The organism is Pseudomonas fluorescens (genome assembly GCF_001902145.1).
In the GTDB taxonomy this organism is placed as follows: domain Bacteria; phylum Pseudomonadota; class Gammaproteobacteria; order Pseudomonadales; family Pseudomonadaceae; genus Aquipseudomonas; species Aquipseudomonas fluorescens_BV.
In genome coordinates this window covers 90,207-113,851 of sequence record NZ_MRST01000021.1, presented here as the reverse complement: position 1 = coordinate 113,851, position 23,645 = coordinate 90,207, and the positions used below count along the sequence as shown (strand labels likewise).

At 61.7% G+C, this 23,645-nt stretch carries 27 protein-coding genes; 11 read left to right on the top strand and 16 right to left on the bottom strand.

Annotated elements, in window-relative coordinates; all coding sequences use genetic code 11:
* Positions 1-18: 18 nt before the first annotated feature.
* Genes BUE92_RS09155 through BUE92_RS09145 form a run of 3 tightly spaced genes read right to left on the bottom strand, consistent with a single transcriptional unit; the run spans position 19 to position 1,906 of the window.
* The gene (locus tag BUE92_RS09155) at positions 19-561 is read right to left on the bottom strand and encodes a DUF2937 family protein (protein ID WP_073523267.1); all 543 of its coding nucleotides are present in this window, start codon (positions 559-561) and stop codon (positions 19-21) included.
* 10 nt (positions 562-571) lie between these two features.
* Positions 572-1,348: a class II glutamine amidotransferase gene (locus BUE92_RS09150; protein WP_003189615.1), complete on the bottom strand. Its 777-nt coding sequence runs from the start codon at positions 1,346-1,348 to the stop codon at positions 572-574.
* 30 nt (positions 1,349-1,378) lie between these two features.
* Complete coding sequence (locus tag BUE92_RS09145) at positions 1,379-1,906, bottom strand: MFS transporter (RefSeq protein WP_073523265.1); 528 nt, start codon at positions 1,904-1,906, stop codon at positions 1,379-1,381.
* 24 nt (positions 1,907-1,930) lie between these two features.
* Between BUE92_RS09145 and BUE92_RS09140 the strand changes: the two genes are divergently transcribed.
* Complete coding sequence (locus BUE92_RS09140) at positions 1,931-3,973, top strand: S9 family peptidase (RefSeq protein WP_073523263.1); 2,043 nt, start codon at positions 1,931-1,933, stop codon at positions 3,971-3,973.
* On the opposite strand, the gene BUE92_RS09135 is transcribed toward BUE92_RS09140, so the two are convergent.
* Positions 3,970-4,251: a hypothetical protein gene (locus tag BUE92_RS09135; RefSeq protein ID WP_073523262.1), complete on the bottom strand. Its 282-nt coding sequence runs from the start codon at positions 4,249-4,251 to the stop codon at positions 3,970-3,972. The genes BUE92_RS09140 and BUE92_RS09135 overlap by 4 nt on opposite strands.
* 78 nt (positions 4,252-4,329) lie before the next feature.
* Here BUE92_RS09135 and BUE92_RS09130 point away from each other — a divergent pair, with 78 nt between their 5' ends.
* From BUE92_RS09130 to BUE92_RS09115, 4 genes are all read left to right on the top strand, one after another.
* Positions 4,330-5,016, top strand: coding sequence for a spermidine synthase (locus BUE92_RS09130; RefSeq protein WP_073523259.1), 687 nt, complete (start codon positions 4,330-4,332; stop codon positions 5,014-5,016).
* 59 nt (positions 5,017-5,075) lie between these two features.
* Complete coding sequence (locus tag BUE92_RS09125) at positions 5,076-5,450, top strand: YajD family HNH nuclease (RefSeq protein WP_057013308.1); 375 nt, start codon at positions 5,076-5,078, stop codon at positions 5,448-5,450.
* A gap of 180 nt (positions 5,451-5,630) precedes the next feature.
* On the top strand, positions 5,631-6,098 hold the full coding sequence (locus tag BUE92_RS09120; protein ID WP_003189607.1) for an RNA methyltransferase: 468 nt from the start codon (positions 5,631-5,633) through the stop codon (positions 6,096-6,098).
* Between the two features lie 67 nt (positions 6,099-6,165).
* A complete protein-coding gene (locus BUE92_RS09115) occupies positions 6,166-6,516 on the top strand; it encodes a YgaP family membrane protein (protein ID WP_057710842.1) in 351 nt (116 codons plus the stop codon).
* Between the two features lie 142 nt (positions 6,517-6,658).
* Here BUE92_RS09115 and BUE92_RS09110 read toward each other — a convergent pair whose 3' ends face one another.
* Both BUE92_RS09110 and BUE92_RS09105 read right to left on the bottom strand, forming a co-directional pair.
* On the bottom strand, positions 6,659-7,879 hold the full coding sequence (locus tag BUE92_RS09110) for a hypothetical protein (protein ID WP_073523256.1): 1,221 nt from the start codon (positions 7,877-7,879) through the stop codon (positions 6,659-6,661).
* Between the two features lie 13 nt (positions 7,880-7,892).
* The gene (locus BUE92_RS09105; protein ID WP_003172524.1) at positions 7,893-8,342 is read right to left on the bottom strand and encodes a YcgN family cysteine cluster protein; all 450 of its coding nucleotides are present in this window, start codon (positions 8,340-8,342) and stop codon (positions 7,893-7,895) included.
* A gap of 154 nt (positions 8,343-8,496) precedes the next feature.
* On the opposite strand from BUE92_RS09105, the gene BUE92_RS09100 reads away from it, so the two are divergent.
* Positions 8,497-9,090, top strand: a complete 594-nt coding sequence (locus tag BUE92_RS09100) for a nitroreductase family protein (protein WP_073523254.1) — start codon at positions 8,497-8,499, stop codon at positions 9,088-9,090.
* A 151-nt stretch (positions 9,091-9,241) separates the two neighbouring features.
* Here the strand turns inward: BUE92_RS09100 and BUE92_RS09095 are convergent, their stop codons facing one another.
* The 5 genes from BUE92_RS09095 to BUE92_RS09075 form a co-directional block, all read right to left on the bottom strand.
* Positions 9,242-10,174 (bottom strand): D-2-hydroxyacid dehydrogenase, encoded by a 933-nt coding sequence (locus BUE92_RS09095; RefSeq protein WP_073523251.1) that lies wholly within the window; start codon positions 10,172-10,174, stop codon positions 9,242-9,244.
* A 106-nt stretch (positions 10,175-10,280) separates the two neighbouring features.
* Entirely contained in the window at positions 10,281-10,574 is a 294-nt protein-coding gene (locus tag BUE92_RS09090) for a YcgL domain-containing protein (RefSeq protein WP_073523248.1), read from the bottom strand.
* Positions 10,571-11,704 carry a ribonuclease D gene (rnd, locus tag BUE92_RS09085; protein ID WP_073523246.1) on the bottom strand — a complete coding sequence of 378 codons (1,134 nt, stop codon included), beginning with the start codon at positions 11,702-11,704 and terminating at the stop codon, positions 10,571-10,573. Before rnd ends, BUE92_RS09090 begins: the two co-directional genes overlap by 4 nt.
* A gap of 122 nt (positions 11,705-11,826) precedes the next feature.
* Positions 11,827-12,426, bottom strand: a complete 600-nt coding sequence (locus tag BUE92_RS09080) for a class I SAM-dependent methyltransferase (RefSeq protein ID WP_073523245.1) — start codon at positions 12,424-12,426, stop codon at positions 11,827-11,829.
* A 100-nt stretch (positions 12,427-12,526) separates the two neighbouring features.
* The gene (locus tag BUE92_RS09075; RefSeq protein ID WP_073523244.1) at positions 12,527-13,897 is read right to left on the bottom strand and encodes a glutamine synthetase family protein; all 1,371 of its coding nucleotides are present in this window, start codon (positions 13,895-13,897) and stop codon (positions 12,527-12,529) included.
* 386 nt (positions 13,898-14,283) lie between these two features.
* Here BUE92_RS09075 and BUE92_RS09070 point away from each other — a divergent pair, with 386 nt between their 5' ends.
* Positions 14,284-15,057, top strand: coding sequence for a transporter substrate-binding domain-containing protein (locus BUE92_RS09070; RefSeq protein WP_073523243.1), 774 nt, complete (start codon positions 14,284-14,286; stop codon positions 15,055-15,057).
* A 417-nt stretch (positions 15,058-15,474) separates the two neighbouring features.
* Here BUE92_RS09070 and cynR read toward each other — a convergent pair whose 3' ends face one another.
* Complete coding sequence (cynR, locus tag BUE92_RS09065; RefSeq protein WP_073523242.1) at positions 15,475-16,326, bottom strand: transcriptional regulator CynR; 852 nt, start codon at positions 16,324-16,326, stop codon at positions 15,475-15,477.
* A 112-nt stretch (positions 16,327-16,438) separates the two neighbouring features.
* Here cynR and BUE92_RS09060 point away from each other — a divergent pair, with 112 nt between their 5' ends.
* Genes BUE92_RS09060 through BUE92_RS09050 form a run of 3 tightly spaced genes read left to right on the top strand, consistent with a single transcriptional unit; the run spans position 16,439 to position 18,474 of the window.
* On the top strand, positions 16,439-17,080 hold the full coding sequence (locus tag BUE92_RS09060; protein WP_054919998.1) for a carbonic anhydrase: 642 nt from the start codon (positions 16,439-16,441) through the stop codon (positions 17,078-17,080).
* A gap of 28 nt (positions 17,081-17,108) precedes the next feature.
* Entirely contained in the window at positions 17,109-17,579 is a 471-nt protein-coding gene (gene cynS / locus BUE92_RS09055) for a cyanase (protein WP_073523240.1), read from the top strand.
* Positions 17,580-17,634: 55 nt separating this feature from the next.
* The gene (locus BUE92_RS09050) at positions 17,635-18,474 is read left to right on the top strand and encodes a cache domain-containing protein (protein WP_073523237.1); all 840 of its coding nucleotides are present in this window, start codon (positions 17,635-17,637) and stop codon (positions 18,472-18,474) included.
* A gap of 141 nt (positions 18,475-18,615) precedes the next feature.
* Here BUE92_RS09050 and BUE92_RS09045 read toward each other — a convergent pair whose 3' ends face one another.
* Complete coding sequence (locus BUE92_RS09045; protein WP_073523234.1) at positions 18,616-20,133, bottom strand: MDR family MFS transporter; 1,518 nt, start codon at positions 20,131-20,133, stop codon at positions 18,616-18,618.
* A 66-nt stretch (positions 20,134-20,199) separates the two neighbouring features.
* Entirely contained in the window at positions 20,200-21,384 is a 1,185-nt protein-coding gene (gene pobA, locus BUE92_RS09040) for a 4-hydroxybenzoate 3-monooxygenase (RefSeq protein WP_178380700.1), read from the bottom strand.
* 189 nt (positions 21,385-21,573) lie between these two features.
* Between pobA and BUE92_RS09035 the strand changes: the two genes are divergently transcribed.
* Positions 21,574-22,449 (top strand): helix-turn-helix domain-containing protein, encoded by an 876-nt coding sequence (locus BUE92_RS09035; RefSeq protein ID WP_014717471.1) that lies wholly within the window; start codon positions 21,574-21,576, stop codon positions 22,447-22,449.
* Here BUE92_RS09035 and BUE92_RS28835 read toward each other — a convergent pair.
* Together BUE92_RS28835 and BUE92_RS09025 are read right to left on the bottom strand one after the other, a co-directional pair.
* Positions 22,442-22,621 carry a hypothetical protein gene (locus BUE92_RS28835; RefSeq protein ID WP_003189580.1) on the bottom strand — a complete coding sequence of 60 codons (180 nt, stop codon included), beginning with the start codon at positions 22,619-22,621 and terminating at the stop codon, positions 22,442-22,444. The two genes, BUE92_RS09035 and BUE92_RS28835, sit on opposite strands and share 8 nt — an antisense overlap.
* Before the next feature lie 91 nt (positions 22,622-22,712).
* Positions 22,713-23,618, bottom strand: coding sequence for a LysR family transcriptional regulator (locus BUE92_RS09025; protein ID WP_073523229.1), 906 nt, complete (start codon positions 23,616-23,618; stop codon positions 22,713-22,715).
* Positions 23,619-23,645: the final 27 nt, after the last annotated feature.

Here is a 23,645-nt window from a genome sequence, read left to right as displayed (position 1 = left end):
TCGCGAGCAAGCTCGCTCCTACAGGCCCTTGAGGTCCCGCTCTTCGATGGGCCGGCTCTGACGCAGGCGTCGGCCGCCCAGCACAACCCAATCGATCAAGCGATACAGGCATTCGATACCGAATGACAACAGCATCGCCCCGCCCAAGCCCCAGCCCATAGCCTCGGGTGTCAGCAAGATCTGGTAGTTGTAGCCATTCCAGGTTTCCAGACGGATATCCGGGTCGGCGGCCACCGCCACTTGCAGCGCCCGGATGTACCACGGGCCTTGCATGGCCTGGTATTGCTTGTCCAACTCGACCTGGCGATCGAGCATGGCGCCCAGGCTGCTGGCGTCGCTCTGGAATACCGGGTCATCGCTGGCGCGGTAATGCGCCACCAAGGCTTGCATATCACCGTTGAAAAACTGCTGCGCCGTGGACTCGAAACCGCGCAAGCCCGTCTGGGCCTCGATCAGGTGGGCCTCGACGCGCTTGGCGTAGTCATTGATGAACCCCGGCACCTGCACGCCGACCAACAAGCCAACGGCAAACAGTACCAACCGCAGATAGCTAAGCAACATGCTCGATTCCTTACTCGGTAACGCCCTGGCTGACACATTCACCGCGTCGCCACAGGCTCCATTGGCCCGGTTCGTAGCGGGTCCAGTTTTCGTTGTCGGTCAACGGCTCGGTGGCGATCACCGTTACCACATCATTGGGGGTGGTTTCGGCCTGAAAGTCGACGATCACGTCGACATCTTTCAAGCGCGCCGGGCCAAAAGGCGCCCGCCGGGTGATCTGTGCCAGCTTGGTCGAGCAATAGCAGAACAGCCAGTCGCCGTCACTGAGCAGGCAGTTGAACACGCCCTTGCTGCGGTATTCGGCGCAGGCGGCGATCAGGTCGGGCAGCACCTGTTCGATGTCCACCGGCTCGGGGAAGGCTTCGCGCACACGATTGAGCAGGTCGCAAAACGCCGCCTCGCTGTCGGTATCGCCCACCGGCCGGTAGAAGGTGGCGCGGGGATTGAAGTCCGCCAGTTGGCCGTTGTGGGCAAAACACCAGTTGCGGCCCCACAGCTCGCGCACGAACGGATGGGTATTGGCCAGGCTGACCTTGCCCACGTTGGCCTGACGGATATGGCCGATCACCACTTCGCTCTTGATAGGGTAACGCTGCACCAGCAAGGCGACTTCCGACTCGCTACTGGCAGCCGGGTCCTGGAACAGGCGCAGGCCGCGGCCTTCATAGAAGGCAATGCCCCAGCCATCGCGGTGCGGGCCGGTACGCCCACCGCGCTGCATCAACCCGGTAAAGCTGAATACGATATCGGTGGGGACGTTGGCACTCATGCCCAATAATTCACACATGCCAGGGCTCTCGCTGCAGGGCGGACAACGTTAAAGGCGCGGTTCGACCCGCATACCGCCCGCAGGCGCAGGACGACGGAACGGCTCATCGTCCTGCGGCTCGTCGGCCAAGGCCGCATCGGCAGCGGCCTTGCGCTCACGGCGGGCGTTGGCGGCGCGCTCGATGGGCCAGCGGATCAGCACAAACACGATGTACAGGGCAAACACGATCATCGTGTACATGAACAGGTCGGAAATGGCGCGCCAGGCGTTGTTGCCGACCTTGAGCACCAGGTCCAGGGCGGTAATGGCCACGGCCGGCGCAAACTGGGTCTTGACCGGGTCGACAATGGTCGGGCTGAGCAGCAACACCGCCATCAGCAATTGCAGGGGCTCGCGCAGCCAGCGCCAGATCCAGCGGGTCATGCGCCACCACACCAACAGGCAGCCCAAAGCGGCGAAGGCGTAAAGGCCCCAAGCGGTCAGATAGTCGTTCTCGGTCATGGTGTCCATGGCAAGGTTGGCAAACAGGCGGCTATGATAACGGCTTTTGCGTGTCGCGGCTGCAATGCCTGCCACCGTCTGCCAGATAGGGAATTATCCATGCCTATTTCCACCGCACCGATTGCCCGCAAGGCCCCAGGCCCAGACCCGTACGCCTGGCTGCAAGAACGCGACAACCCTGAGGTGCTCGACTACCTCAAGGCCGAAAACGCTTGGCAGGAAGCCCAACTCGCCGACCAGCAGGCGTTGCGCGAGACCCTGTTCGACGAGATCAAGGGCCGCATTCTGGAAACCGACCTGTCCCTGCCCTCCCCTTGGGGCCCGTATCTGTATTACACCCGCACCACCGCCGGCGACGAATACGCCCGCCACTACCGCTGCCGCCGCCCGGCCGATGACAGCAACCAGGTGGACACCAGCAGCGAAGAGCTGTTGCTGGACCCGAACGTGCTGGCCAATGGCGGCTTTTTCTCCCTGGGCGCGTTCAGCATCAGCCCCGATCACCAACGCCTGGCCTACAGCCTCGATACCAGCGGCGAAGAGATCTACACCCTGTTCGTGAAGGAATTGGCGACCGACAAGGTCAGCGAACTGGCGTTCGACAACTGCGACGGCAGCATGACCTGGGCCAATGACAGCCTGACGTTGTTTTTCGGCGAACTGGACGACACCCATCGCCCGCACAAACTGTACCGGTATCGCCTGGACGGCACCGCCGCGCAGGAAGTGTTCCACGAGCCCGACGGCCGTTTCTTCCTGCATTGCTACCGGTCCAGCTCCGAGCGCCAGCTGTTGCTGGCCCTGGGCAGCAAGACCACCAGCGAAGTCTGGGCGCTGGACGCCGATCAACCGCACCTGGCCTTCACCTGCCTGGCGCCACGGGTCGAAGACCACGAGTACGATGTCGACCACGGCAAGCGTAACGGCGAATGGACCTGGTTTATCCGCAGCAACCGCGACGGCATCAACCATGCGCTGTACGTTGCCGCCGACACCGGCACGCCGCCCACCGAAGCGGACTGGCAGAACCTGATCCCCCACAGCGACGAGGTCATGCTTGACGGCGTGAGCCTGAACGCCAACGCCATGACCTTGAGCCTGCGCATCGGTGGCCTGCCGGTCATCGAAGTGCACCCTGAGGATGTGCCGGCCTATCGGGTGCAATTGCCTGACGCCGCCTACAGCCTCTACGTGCAGAACAGCCTGGAGTTTCCCAGCGACAAGATCCGCCTGCGCTATGAAGCCTTGAATCGCCCGGCCCAAGTGCGCCAGCTCGAGCTGGCGACAGGCGCGCAGGTCGTACTCAAGGAAACTCCGGTGCTGGGCGTCTTCAACGCCGACGATTACGTCAGCCAACGCCTGTGGGCCACGTCCGCCGACGGCACCCAGGTACCCATCAGCCTGGTGGTCAAGCGTGACCAGCTCGGCAAGCCGACGCCGCTGTACCTGTATGGCTACGGTGCCTACGGCTCAAGCCTGGACCCGTGGTTCTCCCATGCGCGCCTGAGCTTGCTCGACCGTGGGGTGGCGTTTGCCATCGCCCATGTGCGCGGCGGCGGTGAGCTGGGGGAAGCCTGGTATCGCAACGGCAAGCAGGAACACAAGCAGAACACCTTCAGCGACTTTATCGCCTGCGCCGAACACTTGATCGCCGAGGGCCTGACCACCGCCCAGCAACTGGCGATCAGCGGCGGCAGTGCCGGTGGCCTGTTGATCGGCGCCGTACTCAACCAGCGTCCGGAATTGTTCCAGGCGGCGATTGCCGAAGTGCCGTTCGTCGATGTGCTCAATACCATGCTCGACCCGGAACTGCCGCTGACCATCACCGAGTACGACGAATGGGGCAACCCCGAGGACCCCGAGGTGTATGCGCGCATCAAGGCTTACGCGCCGTACGAGAACGTCAGCGCACAGGCTTACCCGGCCACGCTGGTGATCGCCGGCTATAACGACAGCCGCGTGCAGTACTGGGAAGCCGCCAAGTGGGTGGCCAAGCTGCGGGATACCAAGACGGACGATAACCTGCTGCTGCTCAAGACCGAGCTGGGTGCCGGCCATGGCGGCATGAGCGGGCGCTATCAGGGGCTACGTGACGTCGCCCTCGAATACGCCTTTGTGTTCAAGGCCCTCGGTCTGGTCTAACCGCCCGGCGCTTTTGGCTTGCTGTCGTTTTGCAGCAGGCCAGGGACGGTCTGGTCCTTGGGCGGCGCCGGCAGCACGATGGGCACCAGCGGTGGCGAGCCATTATGGGTCTTGGGCGCAACGGGCGGAGTGACTTGCGGGTATAACGTGGGCGTTGGCGTGCCCGGCGCGCCTGGGGTTGGCGCGGGCGCGACCGGTACGGTTTGTAACTCCTGAGCCTGCGCGGTACCCAATGCGAGCGCGCTCAACACAATGACCGTTAGAATGCTGCACTTCATCGATGGCTCCATGGCCTGACCGGAATGTCGTAAGGCTACTCCCAACCGCGCAAGAATGCCCTTCCCAATGAGATTTCCATGAAACGTTTCGTTCTGCTGGACACCACTCCGATCCCCGACAACGGCGGTGCCTTGTGCCTGTTCGAATACGGCGAGGACTTCGTCATCAAGATCCAGGGCGGTGACGGTGGCCAGTTGATGAACACGCGCATGCACGGCTCCGAAGATGCCCTGGCCGAGATTCCCTGCCGCAAGGTGGCCGGTCGCCCGGGTTCACGGGTGCTGATCGGCGGCCTGGGCATGGGCTTTACCTTGGCCGCGGCGCTCAAGCAGTTGGGCAAAAACGCCGAAGTGGTGGTGGCCGAACTGGTGCCCGGCGTCGTGGAATGGAACCGTGGGCCGCTGGGGGAGAAATCCGGACGCCCGCTGCTGGACCCGCGCACCGTAATCCGCCAGGAAGACGTGGCCAAGGTACTGCAGGCCGAGCCCCAAGGCTTTGACGCGATCATGCTCGACGTCGACAACGGCCCCGAGGGGCTCACGCAAAAAGCCAACAGTTGGCTGTACTCGGCCAGTGGCCTGGCCGCGTGCGCCAAGGCCCTGCGGCCCAAGGGCGTGCTGGCGGTGTGGTCGGCCAGTGCCGACAAGCTGTTCAGTGACAAATTGCGCAAGGCCGGCTTCAAGGCCGAGGAGGTGCAGGTGTTTGCCCACGGCAACAAGGGCACGCGGCATACCATCTGGATTGCAGAGAAGCTCAAGGGCTAATTGCGCTGTAATTAGCTAGAATCAACCTGTCCGTGACCACCCAATAGCCAGGAGCCATGATGAGCTCGACCAACCCGCCCTCCCACACCGCCAAGCTGGACCGCATCCTCGCCGATGCCCAGCGCGACCGCGAAATGGGCTACCGCGATAAAGCCTTGAAGATGTACCCCCACGTGTGCGGCCGCTGCGCCCGTGAGTTTTCCGGCAAGCGCTTGAGTGAACTGACCGTCCACCACCGTAACCACAACCATGATGACAACCCCCAGGACGGTTCCAACTGGGAGTTGCTGTGCCTGTACTGCCACGATAACGAACACTCGCGCTACACCGACCAGCAATACTTCGGTGAAGGCTCCACCAGCAGCCCGAGCATTGCCAAGGCCACGCACAACCCGTTTGCGGCGTTGGCCGGGCTGATGAAGAAAGACGACTGAAGCTCTGCGCTGACTGCCCTGGCCCCTTCGCGAGCAAGCCCGCTCCCACATTTGGAATGCGTTTGAATGTGGGAGCGGGCTTGCTCGCGAAGGCGGCTGCTGCAACAACACACAACTTGTTCCCGACCGCATTCCCACATTCCCCGTATAATCGCCGTTTTTCTCAAGGCACCCTTCCCCGTGGGCAATAAACGCTACAGCTGCATCGGTCTGTATAACCCCAAATCCCCCGAAAACGTCGGCTCGGTGATGCGTGCCGCCGGCTGCTACGGCGTGGCCTCGGTGTTCTACACCGGCGTGCGTTACGAGCGCGCCCGGGATTTCATCACCGACACCAAGAAGGTGCACCACGATATCCCGCTGATCGGCATCGACGACCTGAAAAAGATCCTGCCCCTGGGCTGCATCCCGGTGGCCGTGGAATTGGTCGAAGGCGCCCGCCCGTTGCCTGAATACACCCACCCCGACCGCGCGCTGTATATCTTCGGCCCCGAAGACGGCTCCCTGGACAAAGAGATCCGCGACTGGTGCGAGGACGTGGTGTACATCCCCACTACCGGCTGCATGAACCTTGCGGCTACGGTCAACGTGGTGCTCTACGACCGCCTGGCCAAGGGCAATAACACCCGTTCAGGCCCCAAGTACTGATATTGCGGGAACATCCGGCACGTGCGCGCAGTCAGCTAGTAACACTTGCCCTTGTTGGAGACTGATCATGAGCGACAGCAAAACCTTGCGACCTGTCATCGAAGCCACACCGTTGAAGCCGCAACCCAACCAGAACGTGCACGGCTGGGAGCGCATCGGCTCGGTGGCCGGTGGCGTGATGATGGTGGGTAAAGGCCTGCGCCGCGGCGGGATTTTCGGGCTGATCCAGGTGGCGATTGGTGGCGTGGCACTGGCCCGTGGCTTTACCGGGCACAGTTCGCTCAAGGACAAACTGGAACAGGGCCGCCAGGAAATGAACAGCGTGCGCACCAAGATCGAACGGGCTGGTGAAGAGTTGAAGAACCTGAAGACCAAGGCCGAAGTGGCGGCTGAAAAGGTTGTGAAACCTAAAGCCTGACCTAAGACTTGGACATGCTGGAGATTCAAATGCGGGAGGGGGCTTGCCCCCGATAGCAGAGTGTCAGCAGCCTACTTTTTGCTGACCCACCGCCATCGGGGCCAAGCCCCCTCCCACATTTTGAATTGCACAGGGGTTGGGATCAGCGCAGCAGTTTGCTATCCAGTACCACCGACGACTCACCGATCACACTCTCGGCCAACTGCACGAACTCTTTGGTGTTGATGCTGTTCACCCGCATCACCGCCTGCGCCAGATCGTCCAGGGAGCGTTTGTTGTGGGTCTTCACGCGGATCTCACGGTCCAGTTCCTGCAATACCACCACCGAACGCGCCAGCGTCGCGCCGTTGACGTGCTCGCCTTTGAGGGTGGTGACGTCTTTGCCTTCCTTGGTCAGCCGTGCCTGGATCGCCGCATAGCGCTCATCGGTGATGCCACCGGCACGTCGCATAAGCTCAATCGCGTAGTACTCACCCAAGCCCTCGCTGATCCAGTCACTGCTGTCGTGGTCATTGAAGCGCCCGATGGCCTGCACCACTTCGCGCAGCACCGGGCTGCTGCCATTTTCGCTGACCAGTGGCGTACGGCTGTTGAGGTAGATCGAATCGCGCAACGAATAAGCACCCCGCCGCATCGGGTCACTGGCGCCGACGATCAACAGTTTGCCGGGATGGCGCGGGAACGCGGCTTCCACCTGGGGCCAGACAAACGTCAGCAACGTCAGCACGTCCATGCGGCGCATGCCCTGCCCCTTTGGCGAGGCCACGGTGACGTCGGTTTCACCCAGGCGCAGGCGGCGGCTGCCGAGGTTGCCGGCCAGCATCCAGCCGGTGGGGCGGTCGAACAGCCGGGACACGTTGTCGATGCGAAATTTGTTTGGGCCAATGCGCGGCCAGGCGGTTTCGACGCTCTTCCAACCGGTCGGCAGTTCGAACATCAGGCGTGAGACCAGCTCGATACCGTCTTGCTGGTCGAGACGGGCGGCCGGCACCAGGTCTTCGCCACGCAGTAACGCCCAGCCGGGCGTGATCCGCGTGTCGTAAATACCGGGCTTGCGCGCATGCGCCAGGCGCACCCGGTAGGTCAGGCTGGCCTTGTCAGGGCTGGGTTGCCACAGGCCACGGTTGCCCGTGACCTGCCACTGGCCATCGGCCTTGAAGTCGCTGTAGTCACCGTCGCGACCCAGGTCAAAGTTCAGGCTGCGCACCACCGCGCCTTGGGATAGGCTGACGCGCACTTCGGCCTGCTGGCTTTGGGGCAACAGCTTGATGTGGTAATCCAGGTCGACTTTCTTCGCGCACCAGCCCGGCCCGCTCAGCGCCAGCACGACCAGGCTCGCTGCCCACTTGGCGGCCACCTTCATACACACTCCTCGTTCAGCCTGCGCGGAAAATCAGGTAATCCTCCCAGTCGTCCTCGGGCACGCTGCCTTCGCTGAGCATGCGCCCGGACTGGGAAATGCGTTCGTGATGCACCGCGTCACGGTCGCCGCAGACCAGGTGATGCCACAGCGGCAAGTCCTTGCGCTCGCTGACCAGGCGGTAACCGCAGGTTGGCGGCAACCATTTGAACTGATCGGCCTGGCCCGGCGTGAGCTGGATGCAATCGGGTACCGAGGCACGGCGATTCGGGTAGTCGGTGCACTGGCAGGTTTTGAGGTCGAGCAGTTTGCAGGCGATACGCGTGTAATAGACGCTGTTGTCGTCCTCATCCTCCAGCTTTTGCAGGCAGCACAGGCCGCAGCCGTCGCACAGCGACTCCCATTCCTCCTGGTCGAGGTGCTCAAGGGTTTTGCGTATCCAGAAAGGTTCGACTTTGGCGGCCATGGCTCTGCATCAGTATCGGTATGTTGAAAGGCCGCCAGTCTAGTGCCCAAGCCCGTTGGGGCCAAGCGCTTACGACTGACGGTGTTGCAAGACTTGTCAGGCCTGGGTGGGCGCAGTAGTTTTGAATCCCGGTTTTTTTCATCAGGGTCTGTCCATGAGCAATAACCCCCGTGTTGCCGATTATCCGATCCACACCCAATTCACCGAGCGCTGGTCGCCCCGCGCCTTTACCGGCGAAAGCATCCCGCAAGAGACCTTGCTGAGTTTCTTCGAAGCGGCGCGCTGGGCGCCCTCGGCCTACAACTCGCAGCCATGGCGGTTTCTGTATGCGCGCCGTGACACGCCGGATTGGGAGCGTTTCCTGGGTCTGCTGAATGAATTCAACCGTGGTTGGGCGCAGCACGCGTCGGCCCTGATCATCATCGCGTCGAAAACCGACTTCATCGCCCCAGGTGCTACCGAAGAAACCCCGGCGCTGTGGCACACCTTCGACACCGGCTCGGCCTGGGGCCACCTGGCGCTGCAAGCCAGCCTCAGTGGCTGGCACACCCACGGCATGGCCGGTTTCGACCAGAAACTGACGCGCAAGGAGCTGAAGATTCCCCAGGGTTATGCGCTGCATGCGGCGGTGGCGGTAGGCAAGCTGGGTGACAAGTCGAGTTTGCCGGAGTACCTGCAAGGGCGCGAAATGCCGAGCCCGCGCAAGCCGTTGAGCGAGCTGGTGTCCGAGGGTGATTTCAGCCTCTAAGCCTTGCGCAATTATCGCCCTCTCACCCTCTGTAGGAGCGAGCTTGCTCGCGAAAAACTCACAGACGCCGCGTTTATCCAGAAACTACGCGTAATCGTTGAGGTTCTTCGCGAGCAAGCTCGCTCCTACATGAGGCCATCGGGCAAGCTCTTCAGTACCCGCGCTCGAAATCCACTTCCCCGCGCAGCGCTTGCTTGGCCTGATACGCCCGCAGGTTCTGCACAAACAACTCCACCATCATTGGCGGCGAGGTCGGCGCCGAGCTGTGCCCGGTCAACAGCAAACCCCACGCCGTCCAGAACGGGTGGCGTTGCGGCAAGGGCTCCTGGCGGCACACATCGATCACCGCGCCGGCCAGATGCCCTTCTTTGAGCGCCTCGACCAGGTCGGCGTCCACCACCGCCACGCCGCGCCCGACGTTGATAAACAAACCGGTGGGCTTGAATTGCTTGAACAGCGCCGCGTCGTACAGGTCATGGGTATCAGGCGTGTTGGGCAACAGGTTGATCACGTAATCCACCTCCCCAACCAGCCGGCCCAACTGGTCGAGCCCCGCCACTTCGATAAACGGTGCCTGTTCGCGAGCCTGGCTGGCGATGCCATATAGCTGCACGCCGAACGGCAACAGAAACTCGGCCACGCTCTGGCCGATGTCACCGGTGCCGACGATCAGCGCCTTGCGCCCCGCCAGGCTCTGGCCCATGCGGTTATCCCACTTGCGCTCCACCTGGCTGACCAAGCGCGCCAGCACTTCGCGCTCGTGGCCCAGCATGTAGGTGAGGACAAACTCGGCCATGACCTGGCCAAAAATGCCTACCGCGCGGGTAAGGCGATAGTCGCGGGGCAAGCCATCGGCCAGCAGTGGCGTGATGCCCGCCCAGGTCGATTGCAGCCATTGCGGATGATGGCCCTGGCGCAGCAGGGTCGCCAACAGATCGGGCTGGCCCAGCCACACCGGACAGTCGGCGGCCAGGCGCGAGAGTTCGGCCGAGTCGCCGCTGGTCAGCACTTCAAGGTCTGGGGCGGCGTCCTTAAGCAATTGGGCGTAGAGCGGATGATCCTGTTCAGCAATCAGAACACGCATGGTTCAAACCTTTCAAAAGCAGTGCAGACGGCCGCCCGCATCCTTACGGCCACCGTCCTCTAATACGATTCCATTGAAGCTGTGCCCTGATGTGGGCACTGATCGATCACATCGGGTCGTTACGGCGCAGCAGCTCTTCGGGCAAGTGCTCGATGTACTCGTCCTCGGCCGGCGGCATTTGCAGGTGGTAGCCCTGCTTGTCGAGGTTTTCCAGCACCACGGTGATGTCTTCGCGCGACAGCTTGCGCTCCGGCGTCAGCACCATGTCAAACGCGTGATGTGCCTTGCCGAACGCTTGCATCAACGGCTCGGGCACACGCTCCAGGGCATCGCTTTTGAGCACGTAGAGGTACATGCCGTCTTTTTTCTTGCTGCGGTAGATGGAGCAAATACGTTTCAAGGCTGTTCTCCGGCATTGGCCAGGCTGTCGAGCAACGCCTGGCCCATCAACTCACGGCGCCAGCCACGCAGCGAGTCTGGCAATTGGTAAGGCCCATCGGGGTAGCCACTTTTAACCAGGGCTTCGAGGGTTTTCTTGCGCAGCATCAGTTCCGGCGCCATGTCCAGGCGCTCGGCGAAGGTTTGGCCCAGGGCTCGCAGTTGCTTGATCAGCGCGGCGGCGTCCACCGGTAAAGGCTCAGCCACGGCAGGCGGCCATTGGTCCATGGGCACGCTCCCGGTGCGCTTGATCAGGTCCAGCAGGAACTGGCCGTCCTGGCGCACGGTGCGCGGGTGCATGTCTTCGATCTTGCCCAGGGCGGCGAGGTTATCCGGCTGGGATTTGGCCAGGGGCCACAACGAGTGTTCACGAATGATGCGGTTGCGCGGCAAGTCGCGGGCACGGGCCTGCTGCTCGCGCCAGGCGCACAGTTCACGCAGCACCGCGAGTTGGGCACGGGACAGTTTCCACGCCAGCTTGGCGTCGCGGTAGACCTCGTAGGGGTCGATCTCACGGCGCAGGTTGGCCACCAGTTCGGCGCCGTCTTCCAATACCCACGCGTATTTGTCGTCCGACAGTTGCGGGCGCAGGCGGGTGTAAACCTCGGCCAGGTGCACCGCGTCTTCGGCGGCGTAGCTGATCTGCGTCTCCGACAAGGGCCGCTGCAGCCAGTCGGAGCGGGTTTCACCCTTGGGCAATTCGATATCCAACACCGCTTGCACCAGGCGCGAGTAGCCCATGGAGAAACCAAGGTTGAGATAAGCCGCAGCCAACTGAGTGTCGAACAACGGCACCGGCAAGCTGCCGGTCAGGCGCAACAGCACTTCCAGGTCTTCGCTGCAGGCGTGCACCACCTTGATCACCGCAGGGTTTTCCAGCAAGGCGGCCAAGGGTTGCCAATTGTCGATGGTCAGGGGGTCGATCAGGTAAGCGCGCACGCCATCACCGATCTGGATCAGCCCGGCAATAGGGTAAAAGGTGTCGACCCGCATGAATTCGGTGTCGAGGGCGACGAATGGCAACTGCTGCCATTCGGCGCAATGCTGGCCGAGGCTATCGTTGTCGCAGATCCAGTGAATATCGATGGCCACACGGCTCTCCCTTGAAGAATGGCGCGCAGTATATATCGCGAAAGGGACTTGCGAGCATCCGCAGTGCACACACGATCATGAAAACTCCGACAGGGGATGAAGAATAGTCCGACGAATGGAAGTTATCCTCTCTTACGCAGAACGTAGACGCACCACAGCCTGGAGCCCGGCAGGAACTCCTGATAATTCAGAATCTTGAAGCCTGCCTGACGAAACTCGTCTTCCACCGGTGTTCCTACGCTCACCGCGACAATGACCGTGTCGCGGCTGACGCGGTGAAACTCGCGTAGCAACATTAATCGCACATCGCTGCTGGGCACATGACGAAACAATTCCAAGCAGAAAATGCAGTCCACCGCATTCGCCGATAGGCCAATGGAAAACGCCGAGCCCTGGAATGTCTTGACGCGCTTGAGCAGCGCCCCCGGATGATGGGTACAAGCGTGATCGAGCATGGCCTGGGAGTGGTCCGAGGCCAGGATCACCCGGTTGACGTGCTCAGCCAACACCGGCCAGAAACGCCCCGAACCACATGCCAGGTCAAGGATAAGCCCCGGCTCCCCGGCCACCTTCAATGCATGGCGCACCAGCCGTGCATCCCGCCACGCCGCCAGGCGCTGCAGCAGCCGGGGCGGGCGCGGGTCACCGCAGACCCTGGCGTGCTCACGGCCACAGCGCTCAGCGAATTCGATCTCAATGGAGGATGGGGGTTGTGGCGACATCGCGGACTCATGTGGATAGAACGGTAGTGAACGACCTTGACCCGCAGCTTAACCACCGCAACGTGAAAAAAAGGTCGAAAGCCTCACTACCGTGAGTCGGTCACGCCTGGTGCAGGTACCAACGCCAATCCTGCGCCCCCACCTCGCCCATGAACTGGCGGTATTCCTCGCGTTTAACCGCCAGATAGACGCCGAGGAATTCACTGCCGAACGCATCCCGTGCCCAATTTGACCCCTCAAGGGCGCGCAGGGTGGTCAGCCAATCGGTAGGCAGCAACTCCTTGGCCTGGGCGTAGCCGTTGCCTTCCACCGGGGCACCGGGGTCGCTCTGTTCGCGGATGCCGCGGTGGATGCCGGCAAGCATCGCAGCGGCCGCCAGGTAAGGATTAGCGTCAGCCCCGCAAATGCGATGCTCGATATGCCGGGAATGGGCCGGGCCGCCGGGCACACGCAGGCTGACGGTGCGGTTGTCCACGCCCCAGGTGGCGGCCAGGGGCGCGTAGCTGTTGGTCTGGAAGCGCCGATAAGAGTTGGCGTTAGGGCAGAACATCAGCAACGAATCAAGCAAGGTGTCGAGCATGCCGCCCACCGCCTGGCGCAACAGCGGCGTGCCATCAGCCGCCTCGCTGGCGAACAGGTTATGGCCCTGGGCATCGGCCAGGCTGACATGCATATGCATGCCGGTGCCGGCCAGGTCATCGAATGGCTTGGCCATGAAACACGCCGTCATCCCATGCTTGTGGGCCACGCCCTTGACCAGGCGTTTGTAGCGCACGGCTTCGTCCATCGCCCGCAATGCGTCGGTGCGGTGTTCGAGGGTGATTTCCACTTGGCCCGGTGCGTACTCGGAGATGGCCGTGCGCGCCGGAATCCCTTGCAGTTTGCAGGCGCTGTAGAGGTCGGCGAGAAACGGCTCGATCTGCTCCAGCTCGCGCAGGCCATACACCTGGGTCGAGCGCGGGCGATTGCCGTCCACATCCCGCGCCGGTTGTGGGCGGCCGTTGCTGTCGGGTTTCTGGTCGAGCAGGTAGAACTCCAGCTCCGCCGCCATCACCGGGTAATAACCGTCGGCCTTGAGCGCATCGATGACCTTAGCCAGCAAGTGCCGGGGGTCGGCGACGGTGGCGGGTAAGCCTTCGGTGGGGTGCATGCTGACTTGCACCGCAGCGGTAGGGATCAAGCGCCAGGGCATGCGCTGCAAGCTGCCGCTGATCGGGTAGGCGCGGCAGTCAATATCCCCCACCTCCCAGACCAGCCCGGAGTTTTCTACGTCATCGCCATTGATGGTCAAGCCGAGGATGGTGCTAGGCAGAGGCCGGCCACTTTCGTATACCGCCAGCAGTTCGTCGCGGTGCAGCAGCTTGCCGCGTGGTACGCCGTTGTTGTCGAGGATAAACAGCTCGAACAGCTCGATGTCCGGGTTCTGTTCAAGGAACGCCTGGGCTTCGTGCAGGCTGGCAAAAACACTCATGGGGGCTTCTCATACGTTTGGGTCAGGCAGATGCGCACAGGAGCGCGTCATCCATGGGGTAGCTCAACGTAGGAAAAAGATATCGGGTGGGCGTGCGTGTCGGCAGTGAAACAAGGCCCAGAAGGCCAGTTCGGAGGGTAGCGCCTCAATATCGGCCGGGCCGGGTACAGGCAATGTCGCGGGATGAGGGGAAGAACCGTCCATGCGCAAGTCACATTGAGGTAGATGCCAAGCACCTTAGCACGCGTTGATCGCGAGTTAGGTTCAGGTTCTATAACGTTTTGTTGCAATGCAACCAAACAATCGCCGCCCTCTTGCTACCTTGGCGCTCTGCTGGAAATAATGGCCCTCCCCCCCCCCGCGTGGCCTCCAAGGATTCGATTCCCATGAAAGTGCCTCTGACCCTCTGTGTACTGGCGACCCTGGCAAGCACCGCCCAGGCCGACACCGCCGCCTCGCGCCTGGATGAAGTGCTTCAGCGCGGCACCCTCACCGTCTGCACCACCGGCGACTACAAGCCCTACACCTCGTTGCGCAGCGACGGTGGCTATGAAGGTATCGACATTGCCATGGCCGAGTCCCTGGCCAAGAGCCTCAACGCCAAAATCAACTGGGTGCCCACCACTTGGAAAACCCTGATGCCGGACTTTCTGGCCCAACGCTGCGACATCGCGGTGGGCGGTATTTCCGTGTCGTTGGAACGTCAGAAAAAAGCCTTCTTCAGCCAGTCGCTCGGGGTCGATGGCAAGATCCCACTGGTGCGCTGCGCCGATGTGCAGCGCTACCAGACGGTGGAACAGATCAACCAGCCCCAGGTGCGAGTGATCGAACCCGCCGGTGGCACCAATGAAGTGTTTGCCCGTGCGCACTTGGGCCAGACGCAGATTCGCCTGCATGACAACGTGACGATTTTTGATGAACTGCTGGCGGGCAAAGCCGATGTGATGATTACCGACGCCAGCGAGGCGCGTTATCAGCAGAAGCTCAAACCTGGGTTGTGTGCGGTCAACCCGGAGCAACCGATGCAGTACAGTGAAAAAGCGTTTTTGTTGCCGCGCGATGATGTGGCCTGGAAGAGTTACGTGGATCAGTGGTTGCATTTGAGTGTGGCGACGGGGGCGTATGCGGGGATTGTGGGGCAGTGGTTGGCTGCGCCATGAATGTGGCCGACGCTCATTGACCTGACTCCCTCGCGATCCAAATGTGGGAGCTGGCTTGCCTGCGAAGGCGGCCTGAAAGCCGACCAGTATCTCGGATCAGACCGCGTACATATCCGTTCCTGCGGTAATGGCTGCTATTGGTTCCGCTTTTACAGCGGGTCACTTTTGAAAAGAGCCCAAAAGTAACCAAAAGGCTCTTGCCCCACCACTCGGCACCTCGCCCAGGCTCGGTGTACCCGTAATCCGCCAGCGTGGTTTAACGGGGCGCCTAAGATCAAAAGCAGATCAAGATCAAGAGCGGCTCGCTTCGCATCGTGGTTACCGTCGGCGGCTACAGCCTACAAAGTTGTGTCGATACCTATGGTCATCGCAGGCAAGCCAGCTCCCACATTTGGATCCTGGGGTGTCAGCACGGTCCTACACCTTGATCAACGCTACAAACGCCGCACACGCAGCGCTGCGATACGCGCCCTTGCGGCTCAGCAGTGCCGCAGTGCGCTGCGGCAACGGTGGGTCAATCGCCACAGCACGCAGGCCTGCCTGGGCCTCGGCCAGTGCGCGGGGCAGGATGGTTGCCAGGGGCGTGCTGCGCACGATTTCGATAATCGCGCTGATGGAATTGGCCTCCATGGCAATCTGCGGTTTAACCCCTTGCTGGTGGCAGTAGTCGTCGATGTAGCGGCGGGTGGCGAAGCCTGCGTTCAGTAGCACCAGGGGCTGTTCGAGCCAGGCTGGTTGCGTGCGTTCGGGATGGCTGGCACTGACGACCAGGCTCAGTTCTTCGACAAACAGCGCCTCACAGTCGATCTCCAGCCCATGCTCGCCGGTAAAGCCGATGCCGATATCCAGCAGGTCCTCGCCCAGGGCGGCTTCGATGCGGTCTTGGGTCAGTTCCTCGATACTCAGGGTAATGCCGGGATACAACGCATTGAACCGTGCCAGCAGCGGGCCGATCAGGTAGGCGGTGAAGGTCGGCGTCATGGCCAGGCGCAAATGCCCCCGGCGCAGGTCCTGCACGTCATGTATGGCGCGGGTGCCGGCCTGTAGATCCTGCAAGGCCAGCCGCGCATAACGCACATAGGCCTGCCCCGCGTCAGTCAGGCTGACACTGCGCCCGGAGCGGTCCAGCAGTGGCGCGCCCAGGCTTTCTTCCAGTTGCTTGATCTGTTGCGACAAGGTCGGTTGCGACACATGTAGCGCCTCGGCGGCACGCGTGAAGTTGCGATGCTCGGCAACGGCCAGCAAGTATCGGATATGACGCAACAGCATGGGCAGCGCTCCAACTATAGGCATGACTTATAGAAAGCATAATAAACCGGTCTTGGACGCTATAGCCGAAAACTTCCATCCTTGCCCCAGCAGCGACGCAAGGAGAACCACCATGCAGCATCTCATCGACGGCTTTCGCAAATTCCAACGTGAAGCCTTTACCCCTCGCAGTGACTTGTTCAAACACCTGGCAACCACGCAGAACCCCGGCACCCTGTTCGTGTCCTGCTCTGACAGCCGCGTAGTCCCCGAGCTGTTGACCCAGCAGGAACCCGGTGACCTGTTCGTCATCCGTAACGCCGGCAACATAGTGCCGTCCTATGGCCCGGAGCCGGGAGGCGTGTCGGCCACAGTCGAATATGCCGTAGCGGTGCTGGGCGTCAGCGACATTGTGATTTGCGGGCATTCGGACTGCGGCGCAATGACCGCGATTTCCACCTGCAAATGCCTGGACCACCTGCCCGCCGTGGCCAACTGGTTGCGCCATGCCGAGTCGGCCAAGGTGATCAATGCCGCCCGCACGCATGTCTCGGACGCTGCCCGCCTGGATTCGTTGGTGCGCGAAAACGTGGTCGCCCAACTGGCCAATCTCAAGACTCACCCTTCGGTCGCCCTGGCGCTGGAACAAGGCCGGATGAACCTGCATGGCTGGGTGTACGACATCGAAACCGGCGGCATTGACGCTTTGGACGGGCACACCGGGCGCTTCGTCTCCCTGCTCGACCACCCCAGCACCCGCGCCCACGCCGCCTGAACCCTAATCAACCCAAAAGGACGTCACCATGTTGCAATCCCAATTCGCCCAAACCCCACGCCTGGCCCTGGCCGACACCGTTATTGACCTCAAGGCACGCAAAAACCTGTCGTGGCAGGACCTCACCGACGGCACCGGCCTTAGCCTGGCATTCGTGACCGCCGCGCTGCTCGGCCAGCACCCGCTGCCCAAGGAGGCGGCCGACATCGTGTGCGGCAAACTGGGCCTCGACGAGGACGCCAGCCGCCTGCTGCAAAGTGTGCCCCTGCGTGGCAGCTTTCCGAGCGGCGTGCCCACCGATCCAACCATGTACCGTTTCTATGAAATGCTGCAGGTCTACGGCTCTACCTTGAAGGCCCTGGTGCATGAGCAATTCGGCGACGGCATCATCAGCGCCATCAACTTCAAGCTGGACATCAAGAAAGTCGCAGACCCGGACGGCGGCTCCCGTGCGGTCATCACCCTGGACGGCAAATACCTGCCGACCAAACCCTTCTGATTTGCCGCCAACCGTCTACGCTCTTGGCACACCAACAAGAACGAGGGACGGGTAAATGAAGAGACTGCTCCGATTCACCTGGCTGCTGCTGTGGTGTTGCAGCCAGGTGCATGCCGCCACGGCACAGGAAGCGGATGCCCAAGCCGCCAAGGCCCTGCTGGAAAAGGCCTTGGCGTACTACCACAAGCAAGGTGACAAGGCGTTCGCCGCCTTCAGCCGTCAGGGCGAGTTCATCGACCAGGACCGTTATGTGTTTGTGGTCAATACCCAAGGCGTGCTGTTGGCCAGTGGCGGGCCCTCCTCCGCGCTGATCGGTCGCGACGTGTCCGAGGTACTCGGGCCCGACCTGCAAGCCTCGTTCAAACAAGCCTTGAGCGTGCCGGAAGGCCAGGGTATCCAGCAGGCTGACTACCGCTGGCAGAACTGGAATGACGGCAAGGTCGAACATAAGCATGTGTTTTATCAGCGGGTGGGCGAACGCATCCTGGCGGTCGGTTATTACTTGCCGCGCGCCACACCAGAACAGGCACGGGCGCTGCGCAACAAGGCGGTGGAGGCGTTGGTCAAGGATGAAACCGGCACGCTCAAGGCGATCAACTCCTTGCAGGGCGGCTTCCTGCAAGATGATCTCTACGTGTTCGTGGTGGACCTGAACACGCGGCGCTACGTCGCCCATGGCACCAACCTGCGCCTGATCAACACCGATTTTGCCAAGATCAAGGACCCGGATGGCAAACCGGTGGGTGTGCCGATCCTCAAGATGATGGCCGAGCAGGACCAGGGCGAATACAAATACCGCTGGAAAAACCCGGTGACCGGCAAGGTCGAGAACAAGCATGCCTATGTGCGCAAGAGCGGGCATTTCATGGTGGCAGTCGGGTACTACAGCCCCTGACGCTCTGCTCGCTTTTTGTAGGAGCGAGCTTGCTCGCGAAAAACTCAAAGGCGCCGCGGTTACTCAGGAAGCCCGCGTTATCGTTGACGTTTTTCGCGAGCAAGCTCGCTCCTACAGAGGGCGGTGTACCGTTAGTCTCAATTATCGAGCCTTGTCTTCACGACCGCGCAGTACCCGGTTGGGCATCGCGATCGCAGCGGCCAACCCCAGCAGCGATACCGCCGCACTCACCATCAGCAAATGCCGGAACGTCACCGCCAACTCGTCGCGCAACGCATCCTGCGCCGGGCCGGGTGCGGCGTTGAGGCCGTCGAGCAGTACGTTGCCGGAACTGCCTTCGGCCACCAGTGCGCCGCTCGTCAAATGGGCGAAACTGGAATCGTGCAACAGCGCCAGCAGCAACGCCGACATGCAAGCCACCCCCACTGCCCCGCCCAGGGAGCGAAACAGGTTGGTGGTGCTGGTGGCCACACCGATATCCCGTTGCTCCACCGAGTTCTGCGTACCCACCAACGAGGTCGGGAACTGCATGCCGGCGGCGATACCGCACAACAACATGAAGACGCTGGTGAGCGCCACCGCCTGGGGGGCGCTGTAGGCCATGCCGAGGATCGCCAAGGGGCTCAACACCGCGCCGCTGAGGATCATCGGTTTATAGCGGCCAGTCACCGAGGTCATGCGCCCGGCGAAATACGCGCCCATCGGCAAGCCCATCGCCAACGGCAGCAAGTGCAGGGCCGCGCTGTCGGCACCGGCTCCGGTCACGCTCTGGTAGCGCAGGGGCATCAGCACCGTCAGGGAAATCGCCTGGAAGCTGGTGACAAAAATCGTGCACCAACACAACACCGCACTGCGGTTGGCAAACAAGTGCATCGGCAACAGCGGTTCCCGCGCCCGGCGTTCGTGCCACACAAACACGCTCAAGGCCGACAGGGCACAGGCCAGCAACCCCAGCACTTGATCGTCACGCCACGAATGGCCCTGGCCGATTTCAGTGATGCCCAACAACAAGGCAGTCAGGCCGACAATCATCAGCACCGTGCCGAGGTAATCGATGATGGGCTTGCGCTGCGGCACCGGCAGCCCCACCAGAGTGCGATGGGCCACGTACCAGGCGCCGGCGCCCAGTGGCAGGTTGATCAAAAACACCCAGCGCCACGACAGGTATTCGGTCATATAGCCGCCCAGCACCGGCCCGGCCACGCTGGCCACCGCGTACATGCTGCTGAAATACCCCTGATAACGTCCCCGTTCTCGGGGAGGAATAATGTCGCCAATGATCGCCTGGCTCACCGAGACCATCCCGCCAGCGCCGATACCCTGCAGAACTCGCGCCAGCACCAGTTGTTCCATGCTTTGCGCCAAGCCGCAGAACAGCGACGCGAGGGTGAACACGCCCATGCCGATGAGCATCATGGGCCGGCGCCCATACAGGTCACCGAGCTTGCCGTAGATCGGCACCGCCACGGTCATCGCCACCATGTAGCCGGAGATCACCCAGGCCAGCAGGTTGACGTCATGGAACTGGGCGGAAATGGCCGGCATGGACACGGCGACAATGGTCTGGTCCAGGGCACCCAGGAAGATCGCCATCATCAGCGCGACCAGGATACTGCGCACGGCGGGGACGGTTGGAGCGGGCTGATTGAGGTGAGTCACGGCAGAACCTTCGAGCAGGGCCCACAGGCAACGGTCACCGGTGGGAATGCTCGATACGATAGCAGGCTATTCGATAGGCTCGTAAGGAAGGCCGACGTAATTTTCTGCGATGGTTTTACGCCCGGCCTCAGAGTGAATGAAATAGTCCAGTTCGCTTTCGGCAATACGCTGGCTGAAGTCATCCGCCTGGGGAAACTGATGCAGCATCGAGGTCATCCACCAGGAAAACCGCTCGGCTTTCCACACCCGGCGCAGGCAGATTGCCGAGTATTTTTCCAGCAAGTCCAGGCGCCCTTCGCGGTACACCTTGAGCAAGATGCGCAACAAGGTGCTCACATCACTGGCCGCCAGGTTCAAGCCCTTGGCACCGGTGGGCGGCACAATGTGCGCGGCATCGCCGAGCAGGAACAGGCGCCCGTACTGCATGGGTTCCACCACAAAGCTGCGCAGCGGCGCGATGCTTTTCTCGATCGACGGGCCGGTCACCAATTGTTCGGCCAATGAGCCGGGCAGGCGGCTTTTGAGTTCATCCCAGAAGCGTTCATCCGCCCAGTCTTCCAGCTTCTCTTCAACCGGCACTTGCAGGTAGTAACGGCTGCGGGTCGGCGACCGCATGCTGCACAGCGCAAAACCCCGCGCATGTTTGGCGTACACCAGCTCGGCATGTACCGGCGGCGTGTCAGCCAGCACGCCCAGCCAGCCGAAGGGATAGACCCGTTCGAACACCTTCAGCGCTTGCGCCGGTATCGACTGGCGGGCCACGCCATGGAAACCGTCGCAGCCGGCAATGTAGTCGCACTCCAGGCGACAGGCTTGGCCTTCATGCTCGAAGGTCAGCCATGGCTGTTCACTTTTCAGGTCATGGGGTTGAACATCGGAGGCTTCGTACAGGGTGATGGCACCCGCAGCTGCGCGGGCAGCCATCAGGTCGCGGGTGACCTCGGTCTGGCCGTAGATCATCACCGACTGGCCGCCGGTCAAGGCCTTGAGGTCGATAGAGGTGAGTTGGCCATTGACGGCAATATCAAACCCGTCGTGCACCAGACCTTCGGCGTCCATGCGTTGGCTGACGCCGGCTTCGCGCAGCAGGTCGACCATGCCCTGTTCCAACACGCCGGCGCGGATACGGCCTTGTACGTAATCGGCGCTCTGACGCTCTAGAACGAGGGTTTGGATGCCAGCATTGTGCAGCAGTTGGCCGAGCAGCAATCCGGAAGGACCGGCACCAATAATGGCGACTTGGGTTTTCAGGGTTTTCATTATTTTTATGACCTTCAAGCTTCACGCGAACGTATGGAGTGAAAGAGTTGTCATTGCTCTTGTGGCTGACATTTTTCACTTGAGTGAGGCTCATAAGAAGGTGAAAACTGCGTCAAAACCTGTGCTTTTCGCCAATCGGGGCGATTACCGAACCATTACCCTGAGTATCGGATTGAAACCATGACCAAAACCGCGATTCCGGTCTTCAAGCTTTACGGGGAAAGCCAGCAGTGGCCGACTCCCGATTTGTTGCACTGCGAAACCATTTCCCGGCGCAGTCGGGAATACCAGTGGGAAATTCAGCCCCACCGGCACGCGGACCTGTGCCAGTTGCTGTATGTACACAAAGGCCAGGCACAACTGGAAATCGAGGGCCAGCGCACCACGCTTAACGAGTCGAGCCTGCAAGTGCTGCCACCGCTTTGCGTGCATGGCTTTCGTTTTTCCGAGGATGTGGAAGGGTTTGTGGTAACGCTTTCGGCGCCGCTGGTCAGCCACTTGCAGGCGCAACTGGGCTCTACCGTCGATGGCCTGCACACACTTGGCAGTTACCCCGCGGGCAAGGACAGCGATTACTTGAACAGCCTGTTCGTGCGCTTGCAGGACGAATACGCCGATGACCAACCGGCACGGGACATGATGCTGCACGCCCTGGTCAGCGTGTTGTTGGTGTGGGTCAGCCGGCAGGCGATCCAGCGCCGCCACCCACGCGCGCCGCGAGGTCGCGAGTACTTTCGGCGGTTTACGCAACTGGTCGAACAGCATTACCGCGAACACCCCAAGATTGAAGACCTGGCCCACAAGCTGGGCATCTCGGTCTCACACTTGAACGGGACGTGTCGGGAGTTGGGTGGGCAACCGGCGTTGCAGATCATGCATGACCGCCAGTTGCTGGAAGCCAAGCGCCTGCTGACCTACACCAGCATGACCATCAATGAAATGTCCGAAGTGCTGGGCTTTTCCGACCCGACCAACTTCTCACGACTGTTTCGCCGCAGGGTCGGGTTTTCACCCAAGGCGTTTCGTGAACAACTGAAGGCAGAGCAGCCTACCTGAGCGCACTGAAACTGCCGGTGCGGGGAACGCATTGGTCCTGATGGCAGCTGATAGCGAACGCCGCTGGCTGCATGCGCGTTTGCTCGACGCGGTAGGCGGCAGTCCCATACAGCGCTGTCGCCAATGCGCAGAGGGTGAAAATTGTCAGGTACTTTCTGGTTTTAATGCTCATGGCACAGACCTCTGAACGGATCTACAGGGTGCTGTTTAAAGCATAGGTCAACTTGCCATGATGCGATGCCATTCAGCGCGCTTATTTCAGCTCAAAGCCCGACATCCCAAGCCGGCTCTTCGGGGAAGCGCAGCACCAGGAAATCCAGGAGGCTACGCAGCGCCGAAGGCATGTGTTTGCGTGAGGCGTACACCGCATAGATGTTCATTTGTCGTGGCTCGGCGTGCGGCAGCAAGCGCACCAACTCCCCATTGCGAATCAGCTCACCGGCCTGATAACTGGGCAGCATCGCCACCCCTGCCCCGGCCAGCGTCACGCGCATTAACGTGCTGGCCTCGTTGGCCGTGATATTGCCGTGGACCGGCACCGACACGTGCTCTCCGTTTTCTTCGAAATGCCACAGGCTCTTGCCGAAGTAAGAGTGGGTCAGGCAATTGTGCCGGGCCAGGTCTTCGACTTTCTGCGGCGCCGGATGCTCGCGCAGATAAGCCGGTGTGGCGCACACCACCGAGCGACATACGGTCAGGCGCCGGGCGATCAGGTTGGGGTCCAGATCGTTGCTGGTGCGGATCGCCAGGTCGATGCGCTCGTCCACCAGGTTCACCGTGCGATCAAGCATCTGCAAATCCACCGTCACCAGGGGGTAGCGCTTGACGTATTCGGCAATCGCCGCGCCCAGCTGCGCCTGGCCGAACGAGGTGCTGACGCTCAGGCGCAACAGACCTCGGGGCGCATCATCGGGTTCGCTGACGGCGGCCTGCATATCCCCACACAAATCCAACAATTGCCGGCAACGCGGTAGCGTTTCACCCCCGGCGGCGGTGAGGCTGAGCTTGCGCGTGGTGCGGTGCAACAGGCGTGCGCCCACCCAGTCTTCCAGCTCGGCCAGGTAGCGCGAGACCACCGGGCGCGAGAGGTCAAGGTGGTCGGCAGCGGCGGATTGGCTGCCCAGGTCCACCACGGTGACAAACACGCGCATTGCTTGAAGACGATCCATGATTTGCCCGCTTTTAGAAACAAACTA